General features: G+C 69.2%; 12 protein-coding genes. 6 read left to right on the plus strand and 6 right to left on the minus strand.

Annotation, left to right across the window (positions count from 1 at the left end; genetic code table 11):
- Nucleotides 1-52 precede the first annotated feature (52 nt).
- Entirely contained in the window at nt 53-1,420 is a 1,368-nt protein-coding gene (locus ACTZQ5_RS12415; RefSeq protein WP_443585499.1) for a glycoside hydrolase family 28 protein, read from the minus strand.
- A gap of 131 nt (nt 1,421-1,551) precedes the next feature.
- Here ACTZQ5_RS12415 and ACTZQ5_RS12420 point away from each other — a divergent pair, with 131 nt between their 5' ends.
- Nucleotides 1,552-4,464, plus strand: a complete 2,913-nt coding sequence (locus tag ACTZQ5_RS12420; RefSeq protein WP_443585500.1) for a TonB-dependent receptor — start codon at nt 1,552-1,554, stop codon at nt 4,462-4,464.
- Between the two features lie 14 nt (nt 4,465-4,478).
- Here the strand turns inward: ACTZQ5_RS12420 and ACTZQ5_RS12425 are convergent, their stop codons facing one another.
- From ACTZQ5_RS12425 to ACTZQ5_RS12435, 3 genes are read right to left on the minus strand one after another with little or no spacing between them, the layout of a single operon-like run.
- Entirely contained in the window at nt 4,479-7,565 is a 3,087-nt protein-coding gene (locus tag ACTZQ5_RS12425) for an alpha-L-rhamnosidase (protein WP_443585501.1), read from the minus strand.
- Nucleotides 7,562-8,425, minus strand: a complete 864-nt coding sequence (locus ACTZQ5_RS12430) for a fumarylacetoacetate hydrolase family protein (RefSeq protein ID WP_443585502.1) — start codon at nt 8,423-8,425, stop codon at nt 7,562-7,564. The genes ACTZQ5_RS12425 and ACTZQ5_RS12430 overlap by 4 nt, the downstream gene beginning before the upstream one ends.
- Before the next feature lie 15 nt (nt 8,426-8,440).
- Nucleotides 8,441-9,424, minus strand: a complete 984-nt coding sequence (locus tag ACTZQ5_RS12435) for a sugar phosphate isomerase/epimerase family protein (protein ID WP_443585503.1) — start codon at nt 9,422-9,424, stop codon at nt 8,441-8,443.
- A gap of 91 nt (nt 9,425-9,515) precedes the next feature.
- Between ACTZQ5_RS12435 and ACTZQ5_RS12440 the strand changes: the two genes are divergently transcribed.
- Genes ACTZQ5_RS12440 through ACTZQ5_RS12450 form a run of 3 tightly spaced genes read left to right on the plus strand, consistent with a single transcriptional unit; the run spans nt 9,516 to nt 12,780 of the window.
- Nucleotides 9,516-10,370, plus strand: a complete 855-nt coding sequence (locus ACTZQ5_RS12440) for a transketolase (protein WP_443585504.1) — start codon at nt 9,516-9,518, stop codon at nt 10,368-10,370.
- Entirely contained in the window at nt 10,367-11,320 is a 954-nt protein-coding gene (locus ACTZQ5_RS12445) for a transketolase family protein (RefSeq protein ID WP_443585505.1), read from the plus strand. The genes ACTZQ5_RS12440 and ACTZQ5_RS12445 overlap by 4 nt, the downstream gene beginning before the upstream one ends.
- A complete protein-coding gene (locus ACTZQ5_RS12450) occupies nt 11,317-12,780 on the plus strand; it encodes an FGGY-family carbohydrate kinase (RefSeq protein WP_443585506.1) in 1,464 nt (487 codons plus the stop codon). The genes ACTZQ5_RS12445 and ACTZQ5_RS12450 overlap by 4 nt, the downstream gene beginning before the upstream one ends.
- Here the strand turns inward: ACTZQ5_RS12450 and ACTZQ5_RS12455 are convergent.
- Nucleotides 12,777-14,042, minus strand: a complete 1,266-nt coding sequence (locus ACTZQ5_RS12455) for an MFS transporter (protein ID WP_443585507.1) — start codon at nt 14,040-14,042, stop codon at nt 12,777-12,779. The two genes, ACTZQ5_RS12450 and ACTZQ5_RS12455, sit on opposite strands and share 4 nt — an antisense overlap.
- 111 nt (nt 14,043-14,153) lie before the next feature.
- Between ACTZQ5_RS12455 and ACTZQ5_RS12460 the strand changes: the two genes are divergently transcribed.
- Nucleotides 14,154-15,734 (plus strand): DUF5060 domain-containing protein, encoded by a 1,581-nt coding sequence (locus tag ACTZQ5_RS12460; protein WP_443585508.1) that lies wholly within the window; start codon nt 14,154-14,156, stop codon nt 15,732-15,734.
- A gap of 32 nt (nt 15,735-15,766) precedes the next feature.
- Nucleotides 15,767-17,809, plus strand: coding sequence for a right-handed parallel beta-helix repeat-containing protein (locus ACTZQ5_RS12465; RefSeq protein WP_443585509.1), 2,043 nt, complete (start codon nt 15,767-15,769; stop codon nt 17,807-17,809).
- 95 nt (nt 17,810-17,904) lie between these two features.
- Here the strand turns inward: ACTZQ5_RS12465 and ACTZQ5_RS12470 are convergent, their stop codons facing one another.
- Nucleotides 17,905-20,235: a glycoside hydrolase family 95 protein gene (locus ACTZQ5_RS12470; RefSeq protein WP_443585510.1), complete on the minus strand. Its 2,331-nt coding sequence runs from the start codon at nt 20,233-20,235 to the stop codon at nt 17,905-17,907.
- Nucleotides 20,236-20,245: the final 10 nt, after the last annotated feature.

Raw genomic sequence — 20,245 nt, forward strand, 5'->3', positions numbered from 1 at the left:
CGATAGTCCTGCCACCTCCCCCTGGCGGGGGAGGATCGGATGGTGATGGGTTCTAGCGCACCACCTCCACCGGCGCACCGTTCACCCGCACGTTATCCAGCGTCAGCCCCGATACGCCGCGCGCGATCAGGCTGGTGCGGGTGGGGTCGGTCAGCGTCACGTCGATGTCGCCCAGCGTGATGTCGGAGATGCGCGTCGTCGCATTGCCGCTGATGTTGCCGAAGCCGCGGGTCGTGCCCTTCACGTCCTCGATCACGATGTCGCGGATCACGCCGCCGGGGGGCCTGGCAAGCACCTTGGTGCCGTGGACGAGGCGCGCGTTGACGATCAGGCCGATGGCGGGATCGTCCGCGCCGAAATTGGGCTTGTCGTAGCCGTAGAACACCTCGCCATTGTGCCAGTGGTTGAAGGGCGTCGGCGCCTCCGCCAGCCGCACGCCGCGGACGTGGAGCCGCTCGTACACCTGGCCGGGCGTGTCGGGGCGGATCTTGAAGCGGACAGTCGGGATATCGCCGACGTTGGTGATCCGCTCGACCTTGATGTCGCGCACCACCGTGGCGTTGCTGCCGAAGGTGATGCAGCCGAGGCCATGTTCGAAGATGCAATCATGGACGTGGATGCGCTCCACCGGCGGCGCTGCGGCATAGCCGGCGGCGCCGGCGCCCTGCGTGCCCTTCAAGGCGATGCAATCGTCGTCGACGGAGAAGCGGCAGCGGCGGATCGTCACGTCCTGGCAGCTGTCGATATCGATCGCGTCGCTGCTCGGCGCGCGGATGACGTGCGGCACCTCGTAACGGCAATCCTCCACCACCGCCCGCCGGCAGCGGTAGAGATGGAGGTTCCAGAAGGCGGCGTCCTTGAAGGTGACGCCGCTGATCGTCACGTCGTTGCAATCCTGGAGGAAGGCGATCTGCGGAAAGGCATATTGCACCTTCACGTCGCCGACATGCTCGGCGGGCGCGTCGAAGAACATCCGCCAGAAGGGCTCGCCATGGCCGTCGATCGTGCCGGGGCCGGTGATGCGCAGGCCGTGATTGCCGGTGGCGTTGACCAGCGCCATGCGCAGGGCCTCCGGATAGGCCTCGACGAAGCGGCGCAGGACGAGCGGGTAGTCGGCGAGACGGGGCGAACCCTTCAGCACCGCATCCTTCTGCAGTTCGAGGCCGACACCGGGTGTCAGCACGATCGATCCGCTGACGAAGACGCCCTTCGGCACGACGATGGTACCGCCGCCGGCTGCGGCGCAGGCATCGATCGCCGCCTGGATCGCGCGCGTGTTGAGCGTCCGCCCGTCACCGCGGGCGCCGTGGCGGCGGATATCGACGCGCCGCGTGGGCGCGGCGAGGGCGGGCAGCGCCGGCAACGCGCACAGCACGCCGGCGGGTAGCAGGGTCACGAGATCGCGGCGGGTATGCAGCATGGCGGTTCACTCTCCTGTCGTGCGTTGCGCCACAGAGCAGCAACAATCGTCTTGTCTTACAGGTTATTCTGTCTTACAGGTTTGTCTACCGGGAACTCGCCCAATGCGAGTCCAAGGGGGAGGGCAAGGCTATGGTTTCGCTGGTTTCGGGGCGTTCGATGGTGTCGGCGGCAGCGCTGGTCGCGGGCATGATGATGGCCGCGCCCGCCTTTGCGCAGGCTGCTGGCCCGACCAACCCGGCGGGCACCGCCGCAGGGCAGACGGTGGATGCGGAGCCCGATCCCGGTACGCCCCAGGCAAGCGACGATCAGGACATCGTCGTCACCGGCTTTCGCGAATCGCTCAACAACGCGCTGGCGATCAAGCGCCGCGAAGTCGGCGTGGTCGATACGATCTTGGCGGAAGACGTCGGCAAGTTCCCTGACGCCAATCTCGCCGAATCGATGCAGCGCCTGCCCGGCGTCGCGATCACCCGCGGTGACGGCGGCGAGGGCAAGACGATCTCGGTCCGCGGCCTGGGCGCGCAGTTCACGCGCGTGCGGCTCAACGGCATGGAGGGGGCGAGTTCGACCGGATCGTCCGACATCCGTTCGGGCTATGTCTCGTCGCGCTCGTTCGATTTCAGCACCTTCGCCTCCGAACTGTTCAGCTCGCTGTCCGTCAGGAAGACCAGCCAGGCCGACGTGGAGGAAGGATCGCTCGGCGCGACCGTCGATCTCCAGACGCCGCGGCCGCTCTCCTACAAGGAGGATTTCACGCTCGCGGTGAGCGGACAGGAAACCTACGACGATCTGCGCGACAAGTTCAGCCCGCGCTTCACCGGCCTCGTCGCCAAGCGCTTCCTAGACGGCACATTCGGCGTCGCCGCCTCCGCCGCCTATACGCGTCGCTACACGCGCGAGGAGGGCTGGGCCGCGATCGATATCCTGCAAGGCAGCCTCAACCGCTTTTGCTCGCCGGTCGGCTATACGCCGCAAAGCCCGGCGAACAGCGCGACGAACGGCACCAATGCCGCCAATTGCTCGACCGGCAACCCGCGCCTGCCCAACACGCCGACCAACGCCGCCAATTACGCGGCGGTGGACAGCGCCACCACCTTCGTGCCGCGCAGCCCGCGGCTGATCCGGTCCGACCAGGATTATTCGCGGTTCGGCGCGACGCTGACCTTGCAGGCAGAGCCGACCGATCGCACCCGCTTCGCGCTCGACGGCCTCTATTCGCGCTATGACGTGACGCGCAGCGACCAGTCGATCACCGCCATCTCCTTCTCGCGCAACGCCGGCCAGCACGGCAGCGCGGAAAGCTCGGTGGTGGACGCGGTGCGCGCCAGCGACGGCACGCTCACCTACGGGCTGTTCAACGGCGTCGACCTGACCAACGACCTGACGCTGACAAAATATACCACGACGTTCAGCCAGGTGAACTTCACCGGATCGCAGGATTTCGGCGCGCTGAAGCTCGACGGCTACATCGGCGTCTCGCGCACGCAGATCAATCGGCCGGTCCGCACGCAGATCGGCATCTTCGCCAACAACGTGAACAACTTCTCGTTCGACTTCCGCAACAACGATCGCTTTCCGACGCTGGGCTGGGGGATCGACGTCAACAATCCGGCCAATTACGTCTTCGCGCCGCCGTCTGCCGATGCGACCACCAACGGCACGCTGGCGCTCGCCCGCGCCCGCGACGAATTCAACAACACGACCGCCGAGCTGAACGCCGCCTGGGAGCTGATGCGCGGCATCACCGTCCGCGCCGGCGGCCAGTATCGCGACGCCAAGTACGAGACGTACAGCACCAGCCGCGTGACCCAGAACCTCGCGCCGACGCTGCCTGCCGGCACGACGCTGGCGCAGCTGACCAGCCCGCTGACCGGCTTCGGCGGGTCGCTGCCGGTGCAGACGATCAACGGCTGGGCGGCGCCGGACTATGACAAGTTCGCCTCGGCACTCGGCTTCACCAGCGAGACTGGCATCTATGCGATGACGCCGACGACCTCGGCGAGCCTGACCGAACGCGTCAAGTCCGCCTATGGCATGTTCGATCTCGATACCGACGCACTGCCGTTCCGCCTGCGCGCCAATGCCGGCGTGCGCTACGTGCATACCGACCAGATCGGGCAGAACCGGATCGGCAACCCGCTGACGCTGCGGCGCAGCTACGACGACTGGCTGCCCTCGGCGACGGTGACCGCGGACCTGACGCAGAACCTGCTGCTGCGCTTCGCTGCGGCCAAGGTGATGGCGCGCGCCGAACTCTCCGACCTGCTGCCCGGCACCGTCTCGATCGCGGCCAACACGCGGACGCTGTCGACCAGCAACTTCCTGCTCGAACCGATCCGGGCGAAGACGGCGGACGTGTCGCTGGAATATTACTTCGGCAAGAGCGGGACGATCGCGATCGGCGGCTTCTACAAGGACATCGACAGCTTCATCCAGACGCTCCAGCGCAACATTCCCTACAGCGAAACGGGGCTGCCGCTGTCGCTGCTCAACGGCGCGCAGGGGGTCGACGGCAGCACGATCTTCACCGTGTCCAACAAGACCAACACGCCGGGCGGGCCGCTGAAGGGGATCGAGGTGAATTTCCAGGCGGGGCTCACCTTCCTGCCCGGTTTCCTGCGCAACCTCGGCGTCCTCGCCAACTACACGTTCGTCGACAGCAAGATCGTCTATTGCACCAACGCGACCTGCACGGCGACGGTGCGCAACGACCTCATCAACCTCTCCAAGAACACGCTGAACGGCACGCTCTATTACGAGGACAGCCGGTTCAGCATCCGCGGCAGCGCCAATTATCGCGACAAGTTCCTGCTGCGCGTGCCGTCGGGTCGGGCGGGCAGCGACGTGCAGGGCAATATCTCGGCGGTGTTCGTCGATGCGGCCGCCTCCTACCAGCTGACGCCCGCGGTGCGGCTGACGCTGGAGGCGCAGAACCTGACCAACCAGGAGCTGGGCTTCTTCGTCGACTCGGTGCGGGAGGATTCGCTCTACAGCTCGTACAGCGGGCGCAAGTTCAGCGCGGGCGTGGCGTTCAAGTTCTGAAGGTGGCGGCGCCGCTACCGCGTGAAGCGGTAGCGGCCTGATCCGACGGTGAAGCGCACGGCGATGCCGTCGTCCGCGATATCGCGCACGTCGGGATGGTCGCCGAGCAAGCGGCCGTCTTCCCGCCAGCCGGCATCGGGGGGTAGCTCGACCTCGGCGACCGCATTGGCGGGCACGTCCAGCTCCAGCAGCGACAGGCCGCGCGCGTCGCCGTCGACGACGGTGGCGATCGGGCCGAGGATCGACCGGTAGCGCGCCTCGACCCGGCCGACCTCCATCAGCCAGCGCGGCCGCACGGCGATGCGGCGGAAGCCGGGCGCTGCCGGCGCGATGCCGGCGAGGCGGCGGTAGAAGAATCCGACCACCGCACCGAAGGCGTAATGGTTGTAGCTGTTCATCGACAGGTCGCCGACGTCGCCGTTCCAGCGTTCCCAGATCGTCGTCGCCCCGACCGAGGGCATGTAGCCCCACGAGGGGTAGCGGGTCTGGAGCAGCAACCCGACGACCTCTCCCCACAGCCCGGCATCGGCGAGCACGTCGAGCAGATAGGGCGTGCCGAGAAAGCCGGTCGACAAGGTCATGCCCCGCGCGCGGATGTCCGCGGCGAGGATTTGCGCAGCGGCGTCGCGGCGGTCGGCGGGGACGAGCCCCATGTGCAGTGCCAGGACCTGGCTGGTCTGGCTGCCGTTGCCGGCGCGCCCGTCCGCATCGACTAGTTCGGCGGCGAACGCCTGGCCGATCGCCTCGCGCAGCGCCGCGTACCGGACGGCATCGGCATCGCGGCCGGTGGCGCGGGCCATCTCGGCCATCAGCCGGGCGCTCAACGCCCAGTACGCCGTGGCGCAGAGGATGCGCGGCGTCGTCTCGTCGTCGGGCTTGATCGCGTCGACCGACAGCCAGTCGCCGAGGTCGAGCCCGCGATCGTGTCGCCAGATATGGTCGGGATTGCGCCGTGCGACGAACCCCATCCAGCGCTCCATCGCCGCCCAGTTCTCATCGATCACCGCGGTGTCGCCGTAGCGCTGCCAAAGGCCGTGGGGCAGGATGATGCCCGCCTCGCTCCAGCCGGCGGTGACCACGTCGGGGAAGGAAAGCGGCTGCGGCACGACGATCGGATAGGCCCCATCGGCACGCTGCGCGGCGCGCGCCTCCAGCAGGAAGCGGCGAAGGAAGGCATCGACGTCCATGTTGAACGCGGCGGCATCGAGGAAGACCTGGATATCCCCCATCCAGCCCATCCGCTCGTCGCGCTGCGGGCAATCGGTGGGGACGGCGAAGACGTTCGACCGCTGGCTCCACAGCGTGTTGTCCCAGATGCGCTGGAGGAGCGGGTGGGCGATGCGCATCGTCCCCGTCTCCTCGCAGGCGCTGTGGACGACGATCGCCTGCACGGTGCCGGACGTGGGGGTGCCGGGGAAGCCCTCCAGCTGGACGTAGCGGAAGCCGTGATAGGTGAAGCGCGGTTCCCACGTCTCGCCGCCCGGGTCGCCGGACAGCGTATAGCGGTCGGTGGCCTCGGCATGGCGGAGGTTGGCCTGATCGACGTGGCCGTTCGCGTCGAGCAGCTCGGCGAAGCGCAACGTGACCGTCTGCCCGGCCGGTCCGTGGACGGACAGGCGGACATGGCCGGAGACATTCTGCCCGAAATCCAGCACGAATCGGCCGGGGGAGGGTTCGGTGACGGACTGCGGCGCGAGCACCTGGCGCGGCAGCAGCGGCGGCGCGACCTGCGCGATCAGTGCGGCGTCGGGGGCCGCGCCGATCGGGGCCGGGCGCCAGTCGCGATCGTCGAAGCCGGCCCTGTCCCAGCCCGCCGGGTGCAGGCGGGCATCGCAGCGCTCGCCGCCATAGATGTCGGCCGCGAGCACCGCACCGGTCGCCGCGCGCCATCCCGGACCGGTCGTCACCCATTGCGTGCTGCCGTCGGCGAGGTCGAGGCGCAGTTGCGCCAGCAGGCGGCGCGGCGCGGGACCGAAGCCGTAGCGCTCCATCCGCCAGCCGAACGCACCGGCGTAGAAGCCGTCGGCCACCGTGAAGCCGAGGACGTTCTCGCCCGCCTGCACCATCTCGGTGACGTCATGGCATTGGTAGAGCAGATGATCGCGGGCGACGGTGATCTCGGGCGCGAGCAGTGCGTCGCCGATGCGGCGGCCGTTGATCCGCGCCTCATAGGCGCCGAGTGCCGTGGCATAGAGCCGTGCGCCGACCACGGCGGCGGCGGGCGTGAACGCGTGGCGCAGGTGGATGGCGGGTTCGGGCGGGCGCGGATCGCCAGCCGCCGCCGAGCCCGACCGCTGCGCCGCCGGCCAGTGTGCGGCGTCGAAGCCCCTGTCGGTCCAGCCGGCGGGCGGCTCGGCCCATACGCGCCAGCCAGGACCGCTGGCGAGGCGGACGGTGCTGCCCTCGGCGCGATGCAGGCGGATGAGTGCGGCGACCGCGCCGCCGTCGACGGGAAAGAAGCCGCTGGTGTCGGCCTCTGCAGCGAGGGCGAGGCTGTTGGCGCCGGGGCGGATGGTGCCGGCGAGCGGGATCAGCGTGCCCCAGGCGACCCGTTCGGGCAGCGGAGCCGCCTCGCCGTTGATCCAGGCGCCGCGCAGATGATCCTTGGCAGCGACCAGCACGTCTGCGCCGATGCAATCGTCGGGCGCCGTGAAGTCGAGCCGGAAAGCGTGGACGCCGGGCGCGAGCGGATCGGCCGCCCAGATCCAGGTGACGCCCGCGGCACGGTCGGCGGCGGCGTGGGCGTCCTCTGCCTCGATCCATTGTGCGTGCCATTCGGCGACGCCGCTCTCGAACCAACTCGGCGCGGAGCGGGCCTGGCGGCCGGCGGTATCGGTGACCTCGACGTCCCAGCATACGCGCTGCATCGCGCCCGGCGCCGGGCCATCATAGGGGATGTCGATGCTGGCGTCGTCGTGCCGCACGCCGCTATCCCACAGCGGCGCGCCGTCGGCGGTCGTCGCGCGGATGCGGTAGCTCGCCTGGGCGAGATTGCGGCCGCCGCCCTCGATTTGCCACGACAGCCGCGGGCGAGCGGCGGCGATGCCGATCGGCTCGCGCAGACATTCGGTGCGCAGATCGAGGACGGCGAGCGCGGTCATGCGGCGGGGTTCGCGGACCAGGCGCGGAACTCCTGGCGCTGTTCACCCAGCTTCTCGATGCCGAGCGTCACCACGTCGCCGGCCTTGAGGTACCAGGGTTCCGGCTTCTGGCCGAGGCCGACGCCCGGCGGCGTGCCGGTGGTGATGATGTCGCCGGGCTCCAGCGTCATGAAGCGCGAGCAGTAAGCGACGATCTGCGCGACGGTGAAGATCATCGTTTCCGTGCTGCCGTCCTGCAGGCGCGTGCCGTTGACCGCCAGCCACATGCGCAGCGCCTGCGGATCGCCGACCTCGTCGGCGGTCACCAGCCACGGACCGACGGGGCCGAAGGTCGGGAAGCCCTTGCCCTTGTCCCACGTTGCGCCGCGTTCGGTCTGCCAGTGGCGTTCCGACACGTCGTTGATGACGCAATAGCCGGCGACGTGGGCGAGCGCGTCCGCCTCTTCGACATAGGAGGCGCGGGTGCCGATGACGACGCCCAGCTCGACTTCCCAGTCGGTCTTGGTCGAATCGCGCGGGATGGTGACGGGGTCGTTCGGCCCCTGGATGCAGCTCACCCATTTGTTGAACACCACCGGCTCTTCGGGGATCGGCAGGTTCGATTCGGCGGCGTGATCGGCATAGTTGAGGCCGATCGCGACGAACTGGCGCGTGCCGGTGACGGGCGTGCCGTAGCGGGGGCTGCCCTCGACCAGCGGCAGCGATGCCGGGTCGAGCCCCTTCAACCGGTCGAGCGCGTCGGGGCCGAGCTGGTCGGGCGTCAGGTCCGCGATCACGCCCGACAGGTCGCGCAGCGCGCCGTCGGCATCGACGAGCGCGGGCTTTTCGGCACCGGGAGCACCGTAGCGGCAGAGTTTCATGAAGGAACCGTCCGATCAATAGGAGGAAAAGAGCGCCTTGCGGGCGAGGTCGAGCGCAGCGACCGCGTCGTGGCGATCCTGCGCCGCCTGCATGGCCTCGAAATCGAGCGTGTCCAGTGCGCGTTCGATATGCTTGAGAAAGCCGATCGCCGAGTTGGCCACCGCCACCGGGTCTTCGCGAAAGGGGAATTGGTCGAGTTGCCAAACCCCTTCCCAGCCGTTCTTGCGAAGCGTGTAGAAGAATTCGAACAATTCGATCGGATGGACCGAACCGGCCAGCATGTCATCGTCCCAGCCGCGCAGGTTGTCGTTGACGTCCATGCCGAACAGGCGGCCGTGATCGATCGCCAGCTGCGCCGCATCGGCGGGGCTTTCGCCGCCGAACAGCGAATGGCCGAAGTCGAGCAGGATGCCGACATTGGGCAGCCCCATCTTCTCGATACCCAGCAGGGTCCGCGCCACGCTGTCGTAGCTCATGTGCACGCGCGGCTCGCGCGGCTTGTATTCGATGACGAACTTGAGGTCGGGATTGGCCGCGGCCAGTTCGGCGATACCGTCGATGCTGTGCCGCCACAGCTTGCCGTGATCGACCTGGAAGGGATAGTCCCAGCCGTCCTGCCCCGGCCATAGCTTGACGTAATCGGCGCCGAAGCGGCGGACGACGTCGGCGGCGTCGGTCACCATCGCGTTGGCGAGGCGGCGGATGCCCGGATCGGGGTTGGTGAACGCGCCCTTGGCGAAGCGTCGGGTGTAGATCTCCGGCGTGATGCCGATCACCGACAGGCCGTTGCGGGCGAGCGCCGCCTCCACCGCGTCGAGCGACAGCGAGGGATCGACGAAGGGATAGTTGATGTCGACGACCGACAGGTCCTCGACCGATCCCGCCATGTCGATCATCTCGAGAAGCGAACGCTGCGGGCCATAGCCATCGGTGGCATAGCGATCGACATAGGTCGCGAAGTGCCAGATGCCGGCACCATATTTCTGTTGGCTGGCCATGATCGTCCTCTTGCATGAGCGCAGGGCTGCATCGTGGCTAGAATCGGCTAATATGCTTGTCAACCGATCTGATATCTCACATAGCAAGGCCATGGAGACGATGACGAAGCGGGATCGGGGCCGGCGCGTGGCCCATGTGCGCGAGCGGGCGAACTGGATGCGGCGGCGTTTGCTGCGCATGATCGTCGAGGCGGGGCAGGGGCATCCAGGCGGTGACCTCTCGGCGAGCGACATCCTGGCGGCACTGTATTTCGACGTGCTGCGCATCGACCCGGCGCGGCCGGATGCGCCGGACCGCGACCGGTTCGTGCTGAGCAAGGGGCACTGCACGGGCGCGCTCTATACCGCGCTCGCCGGGGCCGGGTTCTTCCCGGAAGAGGAACTGGCGACCTATTGCGCGCCGCGTTCGCGGCTGAACGGCCATCCCGTGCGCACCTATCTGCCCGGTGTCGAGACCAACACCGGGCCGCTCGGCCACGGCTTTCCGGTCGCGGTCGGCATAGCGGTGGCCGGGCAGATCGACGGCGCCGGCTATCGCGTCTTCGCGCTGACCGGCGATGGCGAATTGCAGGAAGGCAGCATGTGGGAGGCGGCGATGTTCGCCGGGCACCGCGGCCTCGGCAACCTGACCGTCATCGTCGACCGCAACGGCCTGCAACAGGGGGCGCGGACCGAGGATACCAACGCGCTGGAACCGCTCGCCGACAAGTGGCGCGCCTTCGGCTGGGAGGCGGTGGAGATCGACGGCCACGATCACGGCGCGCTGCTCGACGCGCTGGACGATGCCGCGGCGCCGCGCCGCCGGCCGCGCTGCATCATCGCCCGCACGTCGAAGGGCCGGGGGGTGAGCTTCATGCAGGATCAGGCCGGCTGGCATCACGGCGTGCCCGATGCCGCGCAATATGCGCAGGCGCTCGCCGAACTCGACGCGGAGCAGGCGGCATGAGCGCGCCCGCACCGGCCGCCGGCACGTTCGACTGCCGCGACGCCTTCGTCGCCACGCTGGAGCGGCTGGCGGCGGCGGACGAGCGCATCGTCGCCGTGGTCAACGATTCCGTGGGATCGTCGAAGCTCGGCGCCTTCCGCACCCGCTTTCCCGATCGGCTCATCAACGTCGGCATCGCCGAACAGAATATGGTCAGCGTCGGCGCCGGTCTCGCCAACGGCGGCAAGGTGCCGTTCGTCAGCGGCGCCGCCTGCTTCCTCACCGCGCGGGCGATGGAGCAGATCAAGGTCGATTGCGGCTATTCGCGCGCCAACGTCAAGCTGTGCGGCATCTCGGCCGGCGTCGCTTATGGCGAACTCGGCGCGACGCACCACAGCATCGAGGATGTCGCCTGGTTGCGCGCGATCGATGGGTTGACGGTGATCGTCCCGGCCGACCCGTGGCAGACGGGCGCGGCGGTGGAAGCGGCGCTGGCGCATGACGGGCCGGTGTTCCTGCGCCTGAGCCGCATGCCGGTGCCGGCGCTCAAACGCACGCAAGAGCGCTTCGCGATCGGCGAGGCGGAGGTGCTGCGCGAGGGCGGGGATATCGCGCTGATCGTCAACGGCACGCTCGTCCACCATGCGCTCGCCGCCGCCGAGACGCTGGCGGCGGAGGGCATCGCCGCGCGCGTCGTCAACATGGCGTGCGTGTCGCCGATCGACGAAGCCACGGTGCTGCGCGCCGCTGCGACCGGTGCGATCGTCACCGCGGAGGAAGGGCTGGCGCATGGCGGCCTCGGCGGCGCGGTGGCGGAGATCTGCGCGCGGCATGCGCCGACGCGGATGCGGATGCTCGGCTTTCCCGGCTTCCTGCCGACCGGGTCGGCGGCGTGGCTGATGGAGCAATACGGCCTGACCGCGCGCGGCATCGCCGATGCGGCGCGCGACCTGCTGTCGGCCGGCGGATGAGCGCTGCGCCGTCGATCCTGGCGATCGACCAGGGCACCAGCAATACCAAGGTGCTGCTGATCGATGCGGCGAGTGGCGCGGTGACGGCGCGGGCATCGCGGCCGATGACGGTGTCGCACCCGCAGCCCGGCTGGGCCGAACAGTCGGCCGAGGCGATCTGGCAGGCGGTACGGGAGGCGATCGCCGAGGTGATCGCGGCGGTGCCGGCCGGGGAGGTCGTGGCCGTCGGAATCGCCAACCAGCGCGAAACGGTGGTGCTGTGGGATGCGGCCACCGGCGTATCGATCGCGCCCGCGCCGATCTGGCAATGCCGGCGCACCCAGCCGCAATGCGAGGCGCTGGCCACGGCGGGGCTGGGCGAGGAGGTGGCGGCGATCAGCGGCCTGGGCCTCGATCCATTGTTTCCCGCGGCGAAGATCGCCTGGCTGCTCGATACGGTTCCCGGAGCACGCGATCGGGCCGCGCGCGGCGAACTGCGCTGCGGCACCATCGACAGTTGGCTGCTGTGGCGGCTTACCGCCGGTGCGGTGCATGCCACCGACGCGAGCAATGCCAGCCGCACCCAGTTGCTGCGGCTCGCGACGCGCGACTGGGATGCGCGGCTGGCGGAGGTGTTCGCGGTGCCGCTTGGGCTGATGCCGCAGGTGCGCGCCTCCGACGCCCGGTTCGGCCCGGTCGCGGCGGGCGTATGCGCCCTGCCGCCCGGCGTGCCGATCCGCGCGATGATGGGCGACAGCCATGCGGCGCTCTACGGCCACGGCATCCACGCCCCCGGCCGTGCCAAGGTGACGATCGGCACCGGCAGCTCGGTGATGACGCCGACCGCCGCGCGGGTGCGATCCGGTCACGGTCTGTCGGAAACGATCGCCTGGATGCGCGGCGACGCGGTGCTGCATGCGCTGGAGGGCAATATCTCGGTATCCGGGCAGGCGGCGGCGTTTGCGGTGCGATTGCTCGGCCTGCCTGACGAGGCGGCGCTGACCGCGCTGGCGGCGGAGGTTCCCGACAGCGGCGGGGTCAGCTTCGTTCCCGCACTCGCCGGCTTGGGCGCGCCGCACTGGCGCAGCGATGCGCGCGGCCTGATCGCCGGAATGACGCTCGGCACGCGGCCGGCGCATGTCGCACGCGCCGCGCTGGAGGCGATCGCCCTGCAGATCGGCGATGTGCTGGATGCGATGGCCGCCGACCTCGATGCGCCGATCGCAGCGATCTCCGTGGGCGGCGGAGCGACGTGCAATGCGCTGCTGATGCAGTTGCTCGCCGATCTGACGCAGCGCGACGTGCTGCGGCCGGCGTCGATCGAGGCGAGCGCGCTCGGCGCGGCGCGGATGGCGGCGGACGCGCTGGGCTATGCGGCGTGGGATGAGGCTGCGATCGATCGGTTCACGCCGTCGCTTTCTGCCGGCGCTGCCGATCGGCGCCGCGCGGAATGGCGCCGGGCGGTGGAGCGCGCCGTCTAGCCCCGCGCCGCTGCGATCTCCTCCAGCGACTTGCCCTCGTTGCGCGGCGCGCCGAGGAAGCCGATCAGGCCGCTCAGGAACAGGAAGCCGGTCAGGATCCACGCGAGCGTGGTGAAGCCCGTGGCGGTCAGCGCGGGCACGAAGAAGCTGAACACGCCCAGCGACACGCGCACCACCGCGAACATCACGCCCTGCGCGGTCGAGCGGAGCAGCGTCGGAAACATCTCCGCGCTCCACAGCTGGAAGAAGCTCTGCGCGCCGAAGCCTTGGCCGAACGCCATCAGGAAGACGTGGAGGATGGCGAGCGGCAGCGTCAGCGGAAAGAGGGCGAGCAGCGCCATGCCGATGACCTGGATCACCGCGGAGGCGAGGAACAGCAGCCGCTGGTTGACCCGGTCGGCCAGCCGCATGAACACGAAGGCGATCGAACCCATGCCGATCAGGAAGCTGAGGCACTGCACCGCCACCGCCGTCGCCTGCGTCTGGTTTCCGACCGTGCGTAATATGTATGGAAAGAAGAAGCCGTTCACGCCTGCCCACAGGTTCCAGAACACGTACATGCCGGCGAGGAACGCCATGGATTTCAGATGCTGCCGCGTGAAGAGGTCGCGCAGGCGGGCGCGGGCGGCGGGGCGTTCCTGCGCCTCCAGCCAGCGTTCCGATTCATGCATCTTCGCCCGCAGGAAGGTGAGCGCGACGGCGAGGATGGCGAGATGCGCGAAGACGATGCGCGCGCCGAGCAGCCCCAGCGGCGACAGGACGAGGAACAGCAGCAGCACGACCGTCGGCCCCATGTACCACAGCACCTGCGCGACGCCGCTGTGCTTGCCGCGCTCCGTGTCGGGCGCCTGTTCGGCGATCAGCGACCAGGAGGCGGGAATGTCCGCGCCGACGGCGAGGCCGACCAAAAAGAAGCCGAGCACCACCATCCACGCCGATGCCGCGAACACCAGCCACAGCATGCCGAAGGCGTAGAAGAGCATGTCGTACTGGTAGATCCTCTTGCGGCCGAGCAGGTCGCACAGCCGGCCGCCGATCAGCGCGCCGACCCCCGCCGAGATCGCATTGGGGCCGAACGCGCCGAGCACGCCGACGAGCGTGTTGCTGAGGCGATAGGTCTCCATCCACAGCGCCAATGCCGCCGCGCCTGCGACGATCGAACCGGCGTCGATGTAGTTGGCGAGGCCGGCGAGGATGGTATTCTTCCACGCCGACGCATCCGTCGTGGTCGGCGCCTCTAGGGTCGCGGCTCGGCTGCTCATCGGGTCCTCTCCGGGCGCGGACGGCGCCTCTTATTGATATCTCACCACAGGACATTGATATTGTAAATGGTGCTGCTAAGCTGAAAGCCTGAGAAGAGAGGAGCTTGGGCCTTGGCAATCACGCGGCGGCATGTGCTGGCGGGATCGGTCGCGATGGGTGTCGCCGCCGGTGGCACCGCGATGGCGGCGACGCGCGCCGGCGGCAGCGTCGAACGCTGGGGCGTGCACGAGATCGTGCTGCACGGACCGGCAAGCGGCAACCCCTTCGTCGACGTAGAGGTCGCGGCGACCTATCGCCGCGGCGATACCGAGGTCGAGGTGCCGGGCTTCTACGATGGCGACGGCGTGTACCGCATCCGCTTCAGCCCGCCCGATCTCGGCCGCTGGACCTGGACGACACGCGGCAACGCACCGGGCCTGTCGGAGGCCAAGGGTGCGTTCGACTGCGTCGCGCCGGCGAAGGGCAACCATGGGCCGGTGCGGGTGACCGACGACGGCTATCACTTCGTCCATGCCGACGGCACGCCGTTCCGGCAGATCGGCACAACCTGCTATTCCTGGGCGCTGCAATCGGAGGCGCGCTGTGCCGAGACGCTGGCGACGCTGGCCAAGGCGCCGTTCAACAAGATGCGGATGTGCGTGTTTCCGAACGTCGCGTCGATCGCGACCGATCCGTTCGTGCGCACCGGCGCAGGCTTGCGCGATTGGGATCCGGCGCGCTTCGATCCCGCCTATTTCCGCCGCTTCGAGGATCGCATCCGCAAGCTCGGCGCCCTCGGAATCGAGGCGGATGTCATCCTCTTCCAACCCTATGACGCCAAGCGCGGCTATTCGGACATGACCCGCGCCGACGACGAACGCTACCTGCGCTACGTCGCGGCGCGCTGGGGGGCGTATCGCAACCTTTGGTGGTCGATGGCCAACGAATACGACCTCATCAAGACCAAGACGGTCGCCGATTGGGATCACCTGTTCCAGGTATTGCAAGCCGCCGACCCGCACGACCGGCTGCGCTCGATCCACAACATCCACGTCTATTACGACAATCGCAAACCGTGGATCACGCACGCCAGCATCCAGAACGGCGCCGCGGTGACCGGCGACATTCCGGCGCAGCTGCACCGCAGCTTTGCCGGCAAGGCGGTGATCTTCGACGAGGTCTGCTACGAGGGCGATATCGATGCGCGCTGGGGCCGGCTGACGGGCGAGCAGATGGTCGCCGCCTTCTGGTGGGGGACGATCGGCGGCACCTATGTGGGGCATAGCGAGACGTTCGCGGCGGGGCGCAATGCGGACGGATCGTGGCTGGGGCAGGGGGGCAGGCTGGTCGGCACCAGCGCGCCCCGCCTCGCCTTCCTGCGCCGGGTGCTGGAGGAAGGGCCGCGCCCCGGCATCGAGCCGATCCAGACGTGGTGGCAATATCACATGGCCGGCAAGCCGCAGGAATATTACCTGCATTATTTCGGCGACGCGCAGCCGAACGAATGGCGGGTCGCCATCCCCGGGAAGCCCGGCGAGCCGCTGCACCGCTATCGCGCCGAGATCCTCGACACCTGGAACATGACGGTGACGCCGGTCGAGGGCGAGTTCGCGATGGCGCAGGCGGGCGCCTACGACCAGCAGGACCCGAACCGGCCGACGCTGGCGCTCCCCGGCAAGCCGTGGCTCGCCGTCCGGCTGCGCCGCGTCTGATCCCCCCTTCACCCTATCCGCACGGAGTCGCCATGCGTCCGATCACCGCCGCCAGCCTGCTGGCCCTCACCCTCTCCGCATCGGTCGCCGCGCAGAAGCAGCCTTGGGACGAGCGCAAGCCCGCAGCCCACGTCGACCTGTTCGTCGCGCCGGACGGCAGCGACAGCGCCGATGGCTCCGCGGCGCATCCGTTCCGCACGCTCGCCCGTGCGCAGGCCGCGGTCCGCACGCGCAATGCCGGTGCCGACGTCACCGTCACCTTGGCCGATGGCGTCTATCGCCTCGACCGCCCGCTCGCCTTCGCACCCGAGGACGGCGGGCAAGAGGGGCTGAGCGTCACTTGGCAGGCAGCGAAGGGCGCGCATCCGGTAATCGCCGGCAGCGTCGCGGTGACCGAATGGCGGCTGCACGACAAGGCGCGCGGGCTCTATGTGGCGCAGGTGCCGGCGGGAACCGACACGCGGCAGCTGTGGGTCAACGACCAGCTGGCACCGCGCGGCCGGATCGCGATCGATCGCAATGCCGTGCGCTTCGATACCGCAGGGTTGACGCTGGACGCGGCGACGCTCGCCAGCCTCAAAGGGGTCGACCAGATCGATCGCCTGGAGGTGGAAGGCACCGGCTTCTTCACCAATCGCATCGCCGTCGCCGAACGGCTCGACGGCGCCCGGCTGCGGATGCGGCAACCGGGCTGGGCGAACAACATCTGGGGCTATGACACGCTGGCGAAGCCGGTCAGCCCGCAGCATGCGCGGCTGTACCTCGGCAATGCGCTGGGCTTCGTGCGGCAGCCGGGCGAATGGTACCTCGATCCGCGCGGCGGCCGGCTCTACCTGCGCCCGCCCGCCGATGCCGATCCGGCGCGGCTCAAGGTCGAATTGCCGCGGTTGCCCTATCTGGTCGCGATCGCCGGCACGCCCGACCGGCCGGTGCGCGACCTTGCGTTCAAGGGGCTGCGCTTTTCCTACACCAGCTGGCTGGGGCCATCCTCGGCGGAGGGCTATGCCAACCAGCAGAGCGGCGCCTATCTGACCGGCGCCACCGCGGGCTATCCCGCCGACCCGATCGGCACGTGCAGCTGGGGGTGCCGCGCGTTCGAGACGCGGCGCAACGACTGGTCGCAGATCCCCGCCGCGGTGCAGGTGTCGGCGGCGGAGCGGGTCAGCTTCGACGGCAACGTCTTCGCGCATCTGGGGCAGGTGGGCCTGGGCATCGGCAACGATGCGGCGACGCATGCGAGCGGCACCGGCCTTGGCGCGCGGTCGATCGTCGTCGAGCGCAACGTCTTCACCGATCTTGCCGCCGGAGCGATCGTCGCGGGCGGCATCGGCCGATCGGCGCATCACCCGGCCGATCCGCGGCTCGCCGATCGCAACATCACGATCCGCAACAACCGCATCGCCGGGGTCAGCAAGGTGTTCAAGGACAATAGCGCGGTGCTGAGCACCTATGTCGACAATGCGCTGATCCTGCACAACGACGTGTCCGACGTGCCGTACGACGCGATCGACATCGGCTGGGGCTGGGGCCTCAACGACCAGGGCGGCAACCCGATCTATCGCATGGCCGAGCGCGGCTATTACGATCACCCCGCCAACCTCGTCTACGACACGCCGACGCTGCACCGGAACACGATCGTCGCCTACAACCGCATCCACGGTGCCAAGCGCCTGTTCGAGGACGGCGGCGCGATCTACAATCTCTCGGCGAGCCCCGGCACGATCATCGCCGAAAACTACGTGTCCGACATTCCGGGCAAGATCGCGCTGTACCTGGACGAGGGATCGAAGGGGATCACGGTCCGCGACAATGTCGTCGACGGTGCGGGCAAGTGGCTCAACGACAATACGGTCAAGGCGAGCTATCCGCTGCGCGTCACCTACGGCAACCGCGCGACCGGCAACTGGCACAATAGCGAGGGCATCGGCGGGGTGTGGGATGCCTATGGCGACAATCTGATCCTCGACGATCATCCGGTGCAGGGGAGCGCGTGGCCGGCGGCGGCGCGCAAGGTGATGGATGCGGCCGGGATCGAACCGGCGGCGGGGCCGGTGGCCTATGGCGAGGCGCGATAGCCATTCTGTCGATAGCCGTCATTGCGAGCGTAGCGAAGCAATCCAGGGCGTCACGCGGGGCTCTGGATTGCTTCGCTGCGCTCGCAATGACGGGGCTATATCAGGCTAGCAGGATCGAGGCGTAGCGGCCGGCCCGCAGTGAGCCGCACTGCCGCCTGCCGCGTGCCGAAGCGCACCACCCGCCGCCCGGTGACCTCCGGGTGCAGCACCACCTCCGTTGGCTGCCCCTGCGCCCACGTCAGGTCCACCACGCAGCCGCCGCGCACGCGCACGCCGGCGAGGCGCCCCGCGCCCCAAGCCTCGGGCAGGGCAGGCAGCAGGTCGATCCGCTCGCCGCGGCTCTGCACCAGCATCTCCAGCACACCGGCGGTGCCGCCGAAGAAGCAGTCGATCTGGAACGGCGGCTGCAATCCCAGCCAGCCGGGCGCGTTGGGCGCGCTCTGGAGCAGGCGGCGCACCATGAGGTGCGCGTTCCCGGCATCGCGCAGCCGCGCCCACAGGTTCATCCGCCAGGCGAGCGCCCAGCCGGTCGCCTCCGTGCCGCGCAGCTCCAGCGATCGGCGCGCCGCCGCCGCCAGCACCGGCGTCGCCTCCACGTCGATCTGCTGGCTGGGGTAGAGCGCATAGAGGTGCGAGGTGTGGCGGTGCGTCGGCTCGGGCGCGTCGGCATCCCAGTCGAGCAGCCATTCCTGCAGCTGGCCCGCCTTGCCGATCCGGTCGGGTGCCAGCCGCGCCCGCACGGCGCCGATCTGGCGGCGGAGGGCGGCGTCCTTGCGCAGCAGCGTCGCGGCGGCGATCGTGCGGTCGAACAGGTCGCGCAGGATCTGGCGATCCATCGCCGGGCCGGCGCACAGCGTGCTGCCATGGCCGTGATCGTTCTCCGGCGACAGCGACGGATTGGTGACGAGCGTGCCGCTCGCCGCATCGGGTTGCAGCGTGTCGAGGTGGAACAGCGCAGCACCGCGCAGCAGCGGGTAGATGCGGCGCAGATACGCAAGGTCGCGATGCATGTCCCAATGGTCCCACAGCTGGCAGCTGAGCCAGGCCGCGCCCATCGGCCACAGCCCGGTACGGGCATGGTCGACGGGTCCCGACGCGCGCCACAGGTCGGTATTGTGATGCGCCACCCAGCCGCGCGCGCCGTACATCGCCTGCGCGGTGCGCGCGCCCGACAGCGCCAGCTCCTCGACCATCCGCGTCAGCGGCTCGACGCATTCGGCGAGATTGCCCGTGTCGGCGGGCCAGTAATTCATCTCGGTATTGATGTTGATCGTGTATTTGGATCCCCAGGGCGGGCGGTTGAGGTCGTTCCACTTGCCTTGCAGGTTGGCGGGTTCGCCGCCGCGCGACGCGGCGATCAGCAGGTAGCGGCCGAACTGGACGAACAGTGCCGCGAGCGCCGGATCGTCGCGGTCGAGTGCGTGGCCGGCGCGTTGATCGGTCGGCCGTGCGTTTGCCGCGGGATCGCCGAGGGTGATCGACAGGCGGCGGAACAGCGCGCGGTGATCGGCGACATGCGCGTCGCGCAGCGCCTGCCAGCCCCTGGCGCGGGCGGCGGCGAGGCGGGTGGCGACGCGGCCTTCCGGATCGCCACCGACGTCGACCGGCGAGCGGAAGCTGGTCGCCGCGGCCACCAGCACGACGATCGCGCGCGCGCCGCGGATGCGCAGGAGCGGCCCGTCCCGATCGATACGGCCTTCGCTAGCAAGCACCGTCGCACCGGCGGCGAAGCGCAGGCGCCCCGCAATGCCGTAATCCGCGTTATTGACGCCGTAGAGGCGGATCGTGTCGCCGTCCGCGCGGGCCGTCGCACGCTGGCCACTCACCAGCTGGCAATCCATGTCGAAGGGGGCGTCGGCGGTGATCCGCACCGCGATCACGTCGTCCACCGCCGAGGCGAAGGCCTCGCGCCGGTAGCGCACGCCATCGGAGGTGAAGCTGGTGGTGGCGATGGCGGCGTCGAGGTCGAGTTCGCGGCGGTAGTCGGCAAAGGCGGTGTCGTTGACCCCGCCGAAGTCGAGCAGCAGGTCGCCGATCGACTGATAGGACATCTCGCGCATCGGCTTTGCCTGGACCGAGGCTTCGGCGATCGCCTCCGCCTCGGCATAGCGGCCGGCGACGATAGCGGCGCGGACGCGGGGCAGCGCGGCGCGGGCGTCCGGGTTGACGTTGTCATAGGGGCCGCCGGAAAAGAGCGTGCCGTCGTTCAGCTGGATACGCTCGCGCTTGGGCTGGCCGGCAATCGTCGCGGCGAGGCGGCCGTTGCCGATCGGATAGCCCTCCTGCCATTGCGCCGCGGGCTTGGCATGCCATAGCTTCGGGGCATCGGCGGCCGGTGCCGGATCGGCCGGTGGCGCGCCCCGCGCGCTGCCGCCGACCATGGTCGCGGCGCCCGCCGCCAGCACGCTGCGCCGCGTGATCTCCATCTGCCTCTCT

It is taken from the genome of Sphingomonas cellulosilytica, from assembly GCF_052321755.1.
Lineage (GTDB): Bacteria > Pseudomonadota > Alphaproteobacteria > Sphingomonadales > Sphingomonadaceae > Sphingomonas.